We start from the raw sequence: 13,842 nt of genomic DNA on the forward strand, positions 1-13,842 counted from the left end.
TCATGATCTGACTGTTAACAGTAAACAGTAAACGGAGAAGGAGCCGAGGATGCAGCCGTCACCGCCCCATCGCGGCAGCGCACTGGGAGACCAGGTCGCGGACGATCTGCGCAGGCAGATCGTCACACGCCAGATCGAGGCAGGCAGCACTCTGGTCGAGACCAGGCTCGCGGAGATCTACCAGGTCAGCCGCGGCCCCGTCCGCGATGCGCTCCGCGAACTCGCCACCGAGGGCCTCGTCGAGACCAGCGGACGCAGCGTCCGGGTGCTCGGGCTCACGCGCGACGACATCGACGAGCTCTTCCGTCTCCGTCTGGCGATGGAGCAGATGGCCCTCACAGAGGCGTTCGGCACCCGGCGCCCGGAGCTCCTCCGCCTCCTGCGCGCCTCCATCACAGCCATGGAGGCGGCAGTGTCCGCCGCAGACCCCGCGGCGTTCACCCTCGCAGACCTCACCTTCCACAGCGCGTTCGGCGAGTCCTCGGGTCTCCGCCGCGTGCAGAGCGTCTGGAACCAGTACCGCGGTTCCATCTCGAACCTCCTGCTGGTCGCCAACCTCGACCACCTCGACCTGCAGCCGTCCCTGCGCAAGCACCAGCAGCTCCTGGTGATGATCGAGGACGGCAACGACAGCGCAGCCCTCGCGGAGCTGGCCAACCACGTCGACGCCTCCCGCGCGAGGGTGCGCAACCACTACGAGGATTCCGCCCCCTCCGACCCACGCCCCTGAGCCCCGCACACCCACCGCACGTACGCACCACCCCTCATCACAAGGAAGTGACAGCCATGCACCGCACCCACTCACGCCTGCTCACGCTCGCGGCCCTCTCCGCAGTGGGCACCCTCGCCCTCAGCGCCTGCGCGGATCGCGGCGGCGCAGCGGAGGGAGGAGAGTTCCCGGACGGGGACATCACCCTCGTGGTCCCCTACGACGCGGGAGGCGCCTCCGATCTGGCCGCCCGCACGCTCGCCACGGAGATGGAGAAGAGCCTCGACACGTCCATCGTCGTGGAGAACCGCAGCGGCGGCGCCGGCTCAGTGGGCCTCGACTACCTTGCCAAGCAGGAGGCCGACGGCTACACGGTGGGATATCTCCCCGTGGAGACCGTCATGCTCGGCCACCAGGGCTACGACATCGATCCGGCCGCCTACGAACCGCTCGGCCAGATGGTCTCCGTGCCCGCCACCATCGCCGTCCCCGCGGACAGCGAGTACGAGACCCTCGACGACCTCCTCACGGCCGCGGACGACGGCGAGATCACCGTGTCGAACTCCGGCACGGGCTCCATCTGGGAGGCCGCGACCACCGCGCTCGCGGACGAGTCCGGAGCCTCCCTCAAGCCGGTGCCCTTCGACGGCGGCGCGCCGGCGGTGACGGCAGCAGTCGGCGGACAGGTGGACGCCGTCATCGCGGGCATCTCGGAGACCTCCCCTGCACACGCCGACGGCACCCTCCGCGTGCTGGCGGTCTTCGACGAGGAGCCTTCTGCCGCGCTCGAAGGCGTGCCCACCGGGGCCGAGGCCGGCCACGACGTGGTGATCGGCGGCTGGGGTGCGCTCGGCGCGCCCGCCGGCCTGGATCCTGCGGTGAAGGAGACTCTGTCCGCCGCCGTCGCGGAGGCCGCGGACACCGAGGCGTTCAAGGAGATCATCAGCAGCTCGGGCAACATTCCGATGAACGTCTCCCCGGAGGACTTCCAGCCGTACTACGAGGAGGAGAACGAGCGCTTCGCCGGCATCTTCGGCGACTGAGCTCTCGCCCCCGTCCTCCCGCACGAAAGCAGGACCCCATGTCACCCACCACAGAAGGCGGAGGCGCCGGGACCGCCGTGTCCCAGTCCCGGGGCAGGGCGCTCGTCGGTCCGCTCTGCGGCATCGCCGCCGGTGCGCTCGTCATCGCCCTCAGCCAGACGATCCCCGTCGACGGCGTGGACTCCCTGTTCAGCCCACGCTGGTGGCCCCAGATCTCCGGCGCGGCGGTCATCCTGTTCTCCCTCGCCGCCGCGGTGCGGGACGGGCTGCGCCCGCAGTCCTTCGGCGGTGCCGTGGAGGCGGGGACGACTCGCGGAGCGATCCGCGTCGCCCTCGTCTTCCTCGCGGTCGCCGCCTATGGTGCTGCCTGGTTCCTCTTCGACTTCCGCGTCGTCACCGTCCTCCTGCTGGCCGCGCTCGTGGCGATCGGCGGCGGCCGCGGCTGGAAGGCCCTCGTGCTCTTCCCCCTGGCGGTCACCCTCGTGCTGTGGCTCCTGTTCGGACTGCTGCTGCGGGTGCCGGTATGAGCCCCCTCGCAGAAGGCCTCGCGCAGCTGGCCGATCCGCTGGTCCTCGTCTGCATACTCGTCGGCGCGCTCGCGGGAATGCTCGTTGGCGCATTTCCGGGCATCACCGCCACGATGGCGGTGGCGCTCGCGAGCAGCTTCACGCTCACGCTGGACCCGGTTCCGGGCCTCGCGGTGCTGCTGACCATCTACGTCGCCGCGAACTTCGGCGACCGCGTTCCCGCCATCCTGGTCAACACCCCGGGCACGCCCGCCTCGATCGCCACCACGTTCGACGGCAATCCCATGGCCAGACAGGGACTGGCGGGCATCGCCCTCACCACCTCGGCGATGGCCTCGGCTGTGGGCACCCTGGTGGGACTCGTCGTCCTCGTGACCGTGGCCATCCCGCTGTCGAAGGTCGCACTGATGTTCGGCCCGGCCGAGATGTTCGCACTCGTGGTGTTCGGCCTGACCATGATGGCAGGCGTCTCCGGTGAGAATGTGCTCAAGGGCCTCGCCGCGGGCGCTCTCGGGCTCGCGCTCTCCGCCGTGGGCAGGGATCCCATCACCGGGACGGAGCGCTTCACCTTCGACGTGCTCGCCCTCTCCGACGGGCTCCCCTTCATCGCGGTGATCATCGGCCTGTTCGGCATCGCCGACGTCCTGGACCAGATGCTCACCCATCGCAGCGAGCACCACTCGCCGATCACGAACATGGGCCGCTGGTGGCCCAACCGCGGCGAGCTGCGGACGATGGTCAAGCCGCTCGGCATCGGCTCCGCGGTGGGCGGAGTCGTCGGAGCGGTCCCCGCCGCGGGAGGCGACATCGCGGGCATCCTCTCCTGGAGCACGGCGCGGAAGGCGTCGAAGGAACCGGAGAAGTTCGGGAAGGGCTCCCTCGAGGGCCTCACCGCCAGCGACACCGCCTCCAACGCCACACTGGGCCCGTCGGTGACCACGACGCTCGCGCTGGGTGTGCCCGGGGACTCCGTCATGGCGGTCCTGATCGGCTCGCTCGTCATCTGGGGCTACCAGCCCGGCCCCGGCCTCTTCGCCGGCCAGCCGGACCTCGTCTACACGATCGCCGGGATCATGGTGGTCGCCACCGTCCTCACGCTGGGGCTCAGCGTCATCCGCACCCGCGGCGTCACCAAGCTCCTGGAGCTGCCCCCGCAGTTCCTCTGGACCGTCATCATCGTGTTCTGCATGGTCGGGACCTACGCGGTCAACAACAGCACGGTCGACGTCGCGGTCATGCTCGTCTTCGGCGTGATCGGACTCTTCATGCGCCGGTTCGGGTTCCCCGCCGGCCCCGTGGTCCTCGGACTCATCCTGGGCTCCCTCGCCGAGGGCAACCTCCGGCGCGCCCTGGAGATCGGAGGACCGGCGAACATCCTCACCAGCCCCATCGCGGTGGGCTTCCTGCTCGTCGCGCTCGGTGCCGTCACGGTGCCTCCGCTCCTCCGCACCCTGCGCGGGAGAACCCGGACTGCCCGGGAGCAGGCGCCCTCCTCCCCTGCCACCACCGCCCCTTCCGAAGGAGAACAATGAATCACCCCATCGTCATCACCGCGACCCCCACCCTCTTCCACGAGGACGAGACCCTCGACCTGGGGGCGGCTCGCGATCACCTCGCGTGGCTCAGGGACAAGGGGGTCGACGCGGTGTTCGCCGCGGGGACCACGGGCGAGTTCCCTGCGCTGGCGGACGAGGAGCGGCTCGCGGTGCTGGCGACCACGCTGGAGGTGTTCGCCCCGGGGCAGGCCTACTTCCACGTGGGTGCCGCAGCGGCGCGGCAGGCGGAGCAGCTGACCCGTGCGGCCGCGGAGGCCGGCGCCACGCGCCTGGCCGCCGTCACACCGCACTACCAGCCGGCACCGGAGGCACAGGTTCTCGAGTACTACGAGAGGCTGGTGCGCGCCGCAGGTGAGGCCGAGGTCTACGCCTACCTCTTCACCGCACGCACGACGACCGTTTCCGCACCCTCCCTCCTGCCCCGGCTCGCGGAGATCGGCGTGGCCGGCGTCAAGCTCAGCGGCGAGTCCGACGAGTCCGTCGCCGCCTACCTGGAGCAGAGCCCCGCGGGCTTCAGGGTCTTCTCCGGCAACGACATCTCGTTCGGCTGGCTCGCCACCGCCGGCGGCAGCGGCATCGTCTCCGGGGTCTCGTCGGTGTACCCGGAGCCCTTCGTCGCACTGCGCGACGCAGTGGCGGCCGGTGACGCGGAGGCTGCGGCCGGGTGGCAGGAGGAGGTCGCACGCGCCGTGCACGCGGTGCGGGCCGGCAGCCTCACCCACCTGAAGGCGGGCGTGAGCGCACGCGGATTCCGCGGCGGCCCCGTCCGCTCCGCCGTCGCAGGCACCACGCCGGCGGACCTCAGGACGATCGAGGAGCTCGCCGCGCACTTCGAATCGTCCACCGCACACGCAACGAGCTGAGGACCTCACATGGCACTTCGCAAGATCATCAATGACCCGCAGGACTTCGTCGACGAGGTGATGGAGGGCATCGTCGCCGCGCACGCCGGAGAGGTCCGCCCGCTCACCACGGACCTGCGTTCGCTGGGGCGGTGCGATGCGCCGCACCCGGAGCGGGTCGCCATCGTCACGGGCGGCGGATCCGGGCATCTCCCCTTCTTCCTGGGCTACGTGGGGCAGGGGCTCTGCTCCGCGGTGGCGGTGGGCAACGTGTTCTCCTCGCCGTCGGCCTCACTCATCCACGCCGCGGCGAGCTCGGTGGCCTCGGCAGCCGGCGTCCTCTTCCTCTACGGGAACTACGGCGGGGACGTCTACAACTTCGACCTCGCCGCGGATCTCCTCCGGGCGCAGGGCACCCGGGTGCGGACGGTGCTCGGCACGGACGACATCACCTCCGCACCGGCGGAACAGGCCGGGGACAGGCGCGGCGTCGCCGGGCTCGTCCTCGTCTACAAGGCGGCCGGTGCCGCCGCGGAAGCGCTGCTGCCGCTGGACGAGGTGGCACGGGTCGCGCAGAAGGCCGCTGACAGGACGCGGACGATGGGCGTGGGACTGGCTCCCACGATCCTCCCCGCCGCAGGCGAGCCCACCTTCGAACTCGGTCCGGACGAGATGGAGATCGGGGTGGGGATCCACGGCGAGCGCGGCATCCACCGCGGCCCGCTGGAGAGCGCGGATGCGATCACGGACCGCTTCCTGGAGACGATCGCGGAGGAGCTCGACCTACTCGACGGGAGCCGCGTGGCGGTGCTGGTCAACGGGCTGGGCGCCACTCCGCTGGAAGAGCTCTACGTCGTCTACCGGCACCTCCGCTCCGCGCTCGCCTCCCGCGGGGTGAGCGTGGCGCACCGCTTCGTCGGCGAGTACGTCACCAGCCTGGAGATGGCGGGCGTCTCCGTCTCGATCATGCTCCTCGACGACGAACTCGACGCACTCCTCGGAGCACCGGCGGCATCCCCGTTCTTCCGCCCGGGGTCCGCGGGAACGGCGGCGGAGGGCACCCCGCTGCGGGACTCCGCGGCCGCGGCCGTCGAGGTGCGGACGACCGACCGGCCGAGCGGACTGCGCACCCTGCTGCTGGGCGCGCTCCCGGCGATGCCCGCGCATGCGGAGGAGCTGCGTCAGCTCGACGCGGACGTGGGCGACGGGGACCTGGGCATCACGGTGGCGGCCGGGTCCGAGGCCGTCCTCCGCGCGGTCTCGGACCTCCCCGCCGAGGCCTCGGAGCCCACGCTGCTGCTCGCCGCGGCCTCGGCGTTCGCCTCGGCCAATCCCTCCACGTTCGCCGCGCTCGTGGGCACCGGCCTCATCGCCGCAGCGGAGGCCGTGGACGCGGTGGCAGACCGGCCCGCGGGTGAGCGGTTCGCCACCGGTCTCGGCGCCTTCACCGCCCGGGTGAGCGAACGCGGCGGTGCGCAGCGAGGCGACAAGACCTTCCTCGACGTCCTCCTCCCGCTGCTCGACTCCGTGGGAGCGGAGGTGGACCTCGCTGAGATCGAGGCCTCCGCGCAGCAGCTGCTCGCGGACAGCACCCCGCTGCAGAACCGCCGCGGGCGGGCCGCCTGGCAGGGCGAGCGCACCAGGGGCCTGCCGGATCCGGGCGCGGTGGCCGTCACCCGCTTCCTCACCGCCCTCCGGCGGGCCGGCGAGGGCTCATGACCGCGGACCTCGTCGTCTTCGGCTCCGTGAATCAGGATCTGAGCGTCCGGGTCAGTCGCTTCCCGGCCGCCGGGGAGACGCTCAGCGGACGCAGTCTGAGCCGTTCGCCCGGCGGCAAGAGCGCCAATCAGGCGGCCGCGGGCGCACTGAGCGGGGCACGCACCGCGTTCGCAGGCAGAGTGGGCACCGATCCCGGGGGCGCGATGGCGATGGAGGCGCTGCGTGCGTGCGGAGTCCGCACCGATTCCGTGACCGTGTCCTCCACGACGACGGGCACCGCGATCATCACAGTGGACGATGCCGGGGAGAACACGATCGTCGTGATCCCCGGTGCCAACGGCGAGGTCACCGCTGCGGACTGCCCGGAGGCTCTGCTCCACGCCGCCCGGTGGGTGCTGCTGGGCATGGAGGTGCCCGCCGAGGCCGTGGCAGGCGTCGCCGCGCGGGCCCGTGCCGCCGGGGCCGCGGTGGCCCTGAACCTGTCGCCCGTGCCGGAGGCAGGATTCCCTCTCGAGGACGTCGACCTGCTCATCGTCAACGAGGGGGAGGCGGAGCGCCTGCTCCGCAGCCGGGGACAGGCCGAGAGCCGAGGACAGGCCGAGGCGTGGGCCGGCCCCGGTGCCGTCGGCACGGTCCCCGACCTCGCCTCGGCGCTCGGGGTGCCGACGGTGGTCATGACCCGCGGAGCGCGGGGAGCACTGCTCGCGCAGGCGGGTCGCGCCGCCGTCGCGATCGCCTCGCCCACGGTGCGGGCCGTGGACACCACCGGCTGCGGTGACGCCTTCGCCGGTGTGCTGGTAGGACGGCTGGCCAGCGGTGATGATCCGGTCCTCGCCGCGGAGCGAGCCTCCTCCTTCGCCGCGCAGGCGGCCACTGCCCCAGGCGCCATGGATTCCTATCCGCGCGAGGTCAGGTGGTGACGGCGGCTGATCAGTGAGGTCGGAAGTGTTCTCGCCATCCGCTCGAGGAGGATTCTTGTATCGCGTAGCGCTACGCGATACGCTTGGGCATGATCATCAGCTTCCGCCACAGCGGCCTCGAAGCGCTGTACCGGACCGGCTCCAGACGCGGCGTCCGTCCGGACCACGCCGCGAAGCTCACGCGCATCCTGACGATCCTGGACGTCGCCGCATCTCCCCCTGACTTGGATCTGCCCGGCTTTCGCCTGCATCAGCTTCGCGGTGACATGTCAGGACACTGGTCGATGAAGGTGAACGGGGATTGGCGCGTGACGTTCCGGTTCATCGGCGAGGACGTGGAACTCGTCGACTACACGGACTACCACTGAGGAGGAGACCATGAGCATGCACAGCCCGGTGCACCCCGGGGCGATTCTGCGTGAGGACGTCATGCCGGACCTCGGCCTGACTGTCGGCGAGGTGGCTGAGCGGCTTGGGATCTCCCGTGTCACCTTCAGCCGTGTTCTCCATGAGCATTCGCGGCTCTCTCCGTCTCTGGCCGTGCGGTTGGAAGAGGCCGGGGTCGGCAATGCTCGGACGTGGCTGGCGATGCAGACCGCATACGACCTCGCCGCGGAACGCGCAGCCGGCCCTCCACATGTCACGCGGCTGATCGGCGCGGGCTGAGCTGCAGGTCTATCTGAACCACAGGACGACCTGATGTGCGGGGCCACCGCGGTCCCGCTCCCTCGCACCCGTCGGACCGGACGGCCCACCCGCTCAGCACCCCTGACCACAGGAGCGGAAACGCACTGACATAGGCTGAGGTGACGCACCGCACATCCTGTTCGAAGGAGCATCATGGCCCTCCCCTCCGCCCTTCTCGACGACCTCGCCACCGGCATGGACGCGCTCGAGGACCTGTACCGCGAGTTCCACCGGATGCCGGAGCTCTCGATGGAGGAGCACCGCACGGCGGAGAGGATCTCCGAGTTCCTCCGCGGCCTCGGCCTCGCACCGTTCGTCTGCGGCGGCACCGGCGTCGTCGCGGAGCTGCGGAACGGCGACGGTCCGGTGCTGGCCTACCGGGCGGACACGGACGGCCTGCCCATCGAGGAGGCCACGGGACTGCCCTACGCCTCGAGGGCCACCGGCACGCTCCCGGACGGCACGGAGACGAAGGTGATGCACGGCTGCGGACATGACACCCACATCGTCACGGGCCTGGAGATCGCCCGCCTGCTCGCCACCCACCGCGAGGCCTGGTCCGGCACCGTCGTCTTCCTCTTCCAGCCGGGCGAGGAGACGGCCGCCGGTGCCGCGGCGATGATCTCCGACGGCCTCTGGGACAGGGTGCCCACGCCCGAGGCCGCCTACGGCCAGCACATCTCCCCCTTCACCGCCGGCGGAGTGCGCCTCGCGGTGGGCACCGCCATGTCGATGGCGGACTCGCTGCGCGTGACCGTGCACGGCAGGCAGGCACACGGCTCGCAGCCGGAGAACGCGATCGATCCCATCGTCCTGGGGTCCCACATCGTCACGCGCCTGCAGACGGTGGTCTCCCGGGAGATCGGCGGCACGGACATGGCCGTCGTCACCGTGGGCACGTTCCACGCCGGGACCAAGGAGAACATCATCCCGGACAGGGCGGAGCTCACCCTCAACATCCGCACCTTCGAACCCGAGGTGCGGGAGAAGGTGCTCGCCGCCGTGCACCGGATCATCGAGGGCGAGGCGCAGGCCTCCGGTGCGCCCGCGCCCACCGTCGAGGAGATGTACCGCTTCCCCCGCTGCTTCAACGACGAGGCGGAGGCCGAGGCCCTGCTCACCGCCTTCCGCACGGAGCTGGGCGAGGACGCCGTGGGCGTGGCCCCTCCCGTCACCGGCAGCGAGGACTTCGGCCACTTCCCTGATTCGCTGGGCATCCCCGGCGTCTACTGGTTCTTCGGAGGCTACTCGGCGGAGACCGTGGAGAAGGGCATCCCCGGCGGCAACCACTCACCGTTCTTCGGGCCCGACGACGTCCGCACCTCCCTCGACACCTCCGTGCGCGCCGGCCTCGCAGCCCTCCTGACCCGCGCGGGAGCCTGAGTCCATGGACCTCGGCCGGCTGCTGGAGGCTCCGTCCTGGGAGTCTCCTCTCCGGCACACCGCAGAGCTCCTCGCGGTGGCCGGGCAGCTGAGCCCGGACTCTCCGGTGCTCGTCCCGCACACGGAGACGGCGACCGCCGAGGCGCGCCTGGCCGCCGTGGATCAGCTCGGAGCCGCCGGCCTCAGGCTCCGCCCTGTCATCGCCGCACGCCGACTGCGCTCCGCCGCCGAGGCGGAGGTCCTCCTCCGCTCCCTTGTGACGGAGCGCGGCATCCGAGAGGTCTTCCTGACGGGAGGGGACCTGCCGGCGCCGGCGGGTCCCTATCGGAGCGGGCTCTCCCTCGTGGAGAGCGGGGCGCTCGAAGGGCTGGGCAGGGACGGACGCGGCCTGGCCCTCGTAGGGGTGCCCGGGCACCCCGCCGGGCACCCGAGGATCAGCGACAACGAGCTCATGAGCTCCCTGGTGCGCAAGGTCTCCGCGCTGGAGGCGCGCGGCCTCTCCGTGGAGATCACGACACAGATCGTCCTCGATCCCTCTGCGGTCGCCGCCTGGATCCATGCGGTGCGCGAACGCGGCATCACCGTGCCCGTGCGGATCGCGGTCCCCCGGCTCACGGACCCCTCGCCCTTCCTCCGGGAGCTCGTCCGCGAGGCAGGTGCGGATCTGGCGGGAGCCCGCATGCACCTCTCCCCCTCGGACAGCCCGGGCGCGGCGCTCGCCTGGCTCCGCAGCATGGGGACGGAGTAGCCCGAGACCGCTGGCCGAGGCCCTACCGGGCGCCGATGCCGAGCGCGGAGAGGAGAGCCGCCTTCTCCTCAGCGGGCAGGAACGCCGCCTGCGCACCGTTGCGAAGGAACTCGTCGAGCTTCTCCTCCCCGAACATCTCAGCGGCGATCCAGAACTCCCGCTCCAGCGTGGTGGGGAACAACGCGGGGTCGTCCGAGTTCAGGCTCAGCCGCAGGCCCTGGGCGTCCATCTCCGCAATGGACTCGCGACGCCAGGGGATGAGCGCCCGGCGAGACGTCGTGAAGGCCACGTTGAACACGATCCCGGCCTCCCGGCAGCGATCCACGATCCGCGGATCGCGCAGGATCTGATATCCGTGGTCGATCCGTTCGCAGCCCAACACGTCCAGCGCGGTGATCACCGTCTCCGCCGTAGGAACGTGCTCACCGGCATGCGCAGTGCGGTGCAGACCCGCCTCGCCCGCGTACTGAAAGGCGGCTTCGAACTTCTCCGGCATTCCCTTGAGCTCATAGAAATCCAAACCTATGCCGGGGATCGCCTCCGAAGGGTGCTGGGCCACTGCCCGCACCATGTCCAGGGCAGCCTCCGCGGTGTCCTCACGATTGACAGCCGCGATCGCACGCGCATCGGTCCCCAGAGTCCGGCGCCCCTCCGCGATGCCGGCTTCGATTCCGGCCACCATCTCCGGATACGGCACGCCCAGAGCCATATGCACGGAGGGACTGAAGGCGAACTCGGAATAGATCACCCGGCTGTCCCGCAGACCGTCCTCCATCGCTTCGAAGACCACCCGCGCGAAATCGTCGCGTGTACGCAGGCTCGCAGAGATGAGTTCGTAGACACGCAGCAAGGGGAACCACGGTCCGCGCGTCCGCTCCTCCTCGGTAGGGTCCGAGTTGATCCTGGCATAGAGCTCACGGGCCGGCAGCGGCAGCTCAACGCCACGGGTCGCGGCGAGCTCGCCGAAGGTATCGGCACGCACCGTGCCGGGCAGATGGACGTGCAGATCTGTCTTCTTGCGCATTGGTCTCCTTGGGGCGGAACGGATCAGGCGGGATCCGACTGACGAATGAGGCCGACCGGCGAGGGAGGGCGGCACCTCCGTGGGTCGGGGCAGCCGAACGGGTCAGTGAACGGAAGTCACAAAGAAGTAGACGAGGAACGGGGCCATGATCCACATACCCACGCTCACCTCCCGCAGCCGCCAGGCAAAGATCTTCACCAGCACGTAGCTCAGGAGGCCTGCGGCAATGCCCGTGCCGAAGTTGCCCCACAGCAGCGTGCACACGACTACGAGCGTCGCCGGAACTGCTTCGGTGAGATCGGAGACATCCACGCGGACGAAACCGGTGAGCATCTTCAGGCCGACGAACATGAGGACCGGCGCGGTCGCAGCCGCGGGGATCGCCGCGGCGAACGGTGCGAACACGAGAAGCAGCGCGAAGCAGGCCGCTGTCCACAGCGAAGTGAGCCCCGTACGACCGCCGGACTCGGACCCGGCAGTGGACTCCGCGTAGGTCGTCACGCTGGGGGCTGCGAGGAGGGACCCCGCGATGATCGCGGTGGAGTCCACGATGAAGGGCTTGCGCATCTGAGAATCAGGCAGGCCGACCTTCTCTGAAACTGCCATGACGATGCCGGTGGCGGAGAAGAACTCCGCAGCGAAGAAGGCGAAGAGATAGGGAAGATAGTGCGGAGCCAGTGCACCCATGACGTCGATGTCCAGAATCAGCGGGCCCACACCTTCCGGCGGCTGGAGCAGGTCGCCGGTGATCTCCGTGAGCCCCAGTGGGATGCCCACCAGGGTCAGCCCCACGATCACGATGACGAACGATCCGGGCACCTTCCGCGACTGCATTCCCACGAGCGCCACGAGCCCCACAAGAGCGACCACAGCCGAGGCGCCGCCCAGATCGCCCAGCTCGAGGGAATCCTCACCTGCAACCACGAGACCCGCTGAACGGAACCCGATGAACGCAATGAACAGGCCGATGCCGGAGCCGATCGCCAGCCGGATGTTCGTAGGGATCATCTGCGTGATGAGGCCGCGGATTCCGAAGAGAGTGAGAAGTAGGAAGGCCACACCAGACCAGAAGACCATTCCCATCGCAACCGGGTACGGGACGCCTTCGCCCAACACGAGGGTGTACGCAACGAGGGCAACACCGCCGAGGCCGGGCGCCAGCACAAACGGCATGTTCGCGTACAGGCCCATGAGGGCGGTGGCGAGCACCACGACGATGAGGACCGCGGTCGTCGCGGCTCCGCGGGGGAGACCTGCATCCGCCAGCATACCCGGAATGACGACTGCGGAGTACGCCGATGCGAGGAACATGCTGATGCCGGCGGTGAACTCCCGCCAGCCAGTCGAGCCCCGGGAACGCAGCCGGAAGATGCGCTCACCCCAGCCTGCATTTTCAGAAAGAGCGGAGCGGTCGTCCTCCGCACCGCCCGCCACGCCGGTTGCATCTGCAGAGTTGCGGACGGGCTCAGCGCCGCCGGCGAATTGCGATGTCACGTATCTTCGTCCCCTCAGCTCCCCGCGACAGCCCTGCGCTGTTCGCCCCTCTGCGTCAGCAGTCAGGTCTCCGGACCGCTGATGCAAGCGCTTGCAGACCATGGTTCACTCCCCCGCACAGCAATGTCAAGACTTCGGCTACTGTGACGGACAACGACGGCCACACGGAGAGGAGAAGGGGTGGTTACCCTCGACGACGTTGCGCGCCTGGCCGGTGTCTCCTCCGCCACGGTCTCGCGCACTCTCTCCCGCCCGCAGATGGTCGCGGCCTCCACGCGTGAGGCCGTCCGCTCCGCCGCGGAGCGTCTTGGCTACCAGCACAACGCCTCGGCGCGGGCATTGGCCACAGGGCGTACCATGCTGATCGGGTTCTCCGTCCCCTCACTGGCGAGTTCGTACTTCCCACCTCTCATCGCTGGTGCACAGAACCGCGCCGAAGCTGCCGGCTATGACCTCGTGGTAGCGGATTCACGCTCGGACCCGCAGCGGGAAGCCTCACAGCTCGCACGTCTGCGAGGGCGTGTCGATGCCGTGCTGCTCGCCGGGACACGCCTGGCCGACCCCCACCTCGCCGAGCTCGCGGACGCGATCCCCGTCGTTACCTTCAACCGCGTCGTACCCGATGTTCCCTCCGTCGCCATCGACACAGCTCCCGCCTTCGCAGAGCTGGGCCGGCGGCTGCGTGAGGGCGGACACTTGCGCGTCGCGTACGTGGGCGGACCTGCAGGCTCGGCCGCAGATGGAGCCCGGCTGTCCTCGCTCACAGCTGGGTTCGGCCAGGCGGTGGAGGTATTCGGGCCGGTCGAACCGACCTTTGGCGCCGGAGTCGAGGTGGCCGATCTCCTCGCACCGACCGGTGTCACCGCCGCGGTGGCCTACAACGGACTCCTTGCTCTAGGCCTCATGCACGGACTGGGGACCCGAGGGCGGAGAATCCCCGAGGACTTCACAGTGGCAGCGGGTGACGACCTCATCGGCTCTGCACAGGCTCTCAGCTCACTGATGACCGTGCTTCAACCGGTCGAGGAAGCCGGGCGGGACATGGTCGACATCGTCCTCGCCCAGCTGGATTCAACCGCTCCGGAGTCCGCCGCGACACCCCGGCGGACACTGACTGCGCGAGCAGACATGTCCCGCGACCCGGAGCGCGAAGATCCGAGCTGAGGAGGTCTCCGTCTCCCTCGGGCACC

General features: G+C 70.0%; 14 protein-coding genes. 12 read left to right on the forward strand and 2 right to left on the reverse strand.

What is annotated here, in order from left to right:
• Positions 1-49 precede the first annotated feature (49 nt).
• From ABD240_RS14635 to ABD240_RS14685, 11 genes are all read left to right on the forward strand, one after another.
• Positions 50-730, forward strand: coding sequence for a GntR family transcriptional regulator (locus ABD240_RS14635; RefSeq protein WP_344338054.1), 681 nt, complete (start codon positions 50-52; stop codon positions 728-730).
• Positions 731-786: 56 nt separating this feature from the next.
• The gene (locus ABD240_RS14640) at positions 787-1,752 is read left to right on the forward strand and encodes a tripartite tricarboxylate transporter substrate binding protein (RefSeq protein ID WP_291796039.1); all 966 of its coding nucleotides are present in this window, start codon (positions 787-789) and stop codon (positions 1,750-1,752) included.
• Positions 1,753-1,790: 38 nt separating this feature from the next.
• Complete coding sequence (locus ABD240_RS14645; protein ID WP_291796036.1) at positions 1,791-2,279, forward strand: tripartite tricarboxylate transporter TctB family protein; 489 nt, start codon at positions 1,791-1,793, stop codon at positions 2,277-2,279.
• Positions 2,276-3,811 carry a tripartite tricarboxylate transporter permease gene (locus ABD240_RS14650; protein WP_344338057.1) on the forward strand — a complete coding sequence of 512 codons (1,536 nt, stop codon included), beginning with the start codon at positions 2,276-2,278 and terminating at the stop codon, positions 3,809-3,811. The genes ABD240_RS14645 and ABD240_RS14650 overlap by 4 nt, the downstream gene beginning before the upstream one ends.
• Positions 3,808-4,698, forward strand: coding sequence for a dihydrodipicolinate synthase family protein (locus ABD240_RS14655; protein WP_344338058.1), 891 nt, complete (start codon positions 3,808-3,810; stop codon positions 4,696-4,698). Before ABD240_RS14650 ends, ABD240_RS14655 begins: the two co-directional genes overlap by 4 nt.
• A gap of 9 nt (positions 4,699-4,707) precedes the next feature.
• Complete coding sequence (locus ABD240_RS14660) at positions 4,708-6,396, forward strand: dihydroxyacetone kinase family protein (protein ID WP_344338060.1); 1,689 nt, start codon at positions 4,708-4,710, stop codon at positions 6,394-6,396.
• Positions 6,393-7,316 (forward strand): ribokinase, encoded by a 924-nt coding sequence (locus ABD240_RS14665; RefSeq protein WP_344338062.1) that lies wholly within the window; start codon positions 6,393-6,395, stop codon positions 7,314-7,316. The genes ABD240_RS14660 and ABD240_RS14665 overlap by 4 nt, the downstream gene beginning before the upstream one ends.
• A gap of 89 nt (positions 7,317-7,405) precedes the next feature.
• On the forward strand, positions 7,406-7,684 hold the full coding sequence (locus ABD240_RS14670; RefSeq protein WP_344338064.1) for a type II toxin-antitoxin system RelE/ParE family toxin: 279 nt from the start codon (positions 7,406-7,408) through the stop codon (positions 7,682-7,684).
• 10 nt (positions 7,685-7,694) lie between these two features.
• A complete protein-coding gene (locus ABD240_RS14675) occupies positions 7,695-7,982 on the forward strand; it encodes a HigA family addiction module antitoxin (RefSeq protein ID WP_291796021.1) in 288 nt (95 codons plus the stop codon).
• Between the two features lie 174 nt (positions 7,983-8,156).
• Positions 8,157-9,386, forward strand: a complete 1,230-nt coding sequence (locus tag ABD240_RS14680; RefSeq protein WP_344338067.1) for an amidohydrolase — start codon at positions 8,157-8,159, stop codon at positions 9,384-9,386.
• Between the two features lie 4 nt (positions 9,387-9,390).
• The gene (locus tag ABD240_RS14685) at positions 9,391-10,134 is read left to right on the forward strand and encodes a methylenetetrahydrofolate reductase (protein ID WP_344338069.1); all 744 of its coding nucleotides are present in this window, start codon (positions 9,391-9,393) and stop codon (positions 10,132-10,134) included.
• A 22-nt stretch (positions 10,135-10,156) separates the two neighbouring features.
• On the opposite strand, the gene add is transcribed toward ABD240_RS14685, so the two are convergent.
• Positions 10,157-11,158, reverse strand: coding sequence for an adenosine deaminase (add, locus tag ABD240_RS14690; RefSeq protein WP_344338071.1), 1,002 nt, complete (start codon positions 11,156-11,158; stop codon positions 10,157-10,159).
• 102 nt (positions 11,159-11,260) lie between these two features.
• Positions 11,261-12,652, reverse strand: coding sequence for an NCS2 family permease (locus tag ABD240_RS14695; RefSeq protein ID WP_291795829.1), 1,392 nt, complete (start codon positions 12,650-12,652; stop codon positions 11,261-11,263).
• Between the two features lie 180 nt (positions 12,653-12,832).
• Between ABD240_RS14695 and ABD240_RS14700 the strand changes: the two genes are divergently transcribed.
• A complete protein-coding gene (locus tag ABD240_RS14700; protein WP_344338074.1) occupies positions 12,833-13,816 on the forward strand; it encodes a LacI family DNA-binding transcriptional regulator in 984 nt (327 codons plus the stop codon).
• Positions 13,817-13,842: the final 26 nt, after the last annotated feature.

This window comes from Brevibacterium salitolerans (assembly GCF_039531405.1).
Lineage (GTDB): Bacteria > Actinomycetota > Actinomycetes > Actinomycetales > Brevibacteriaceae > Brevibacterium > Brevibacterium salitolerans.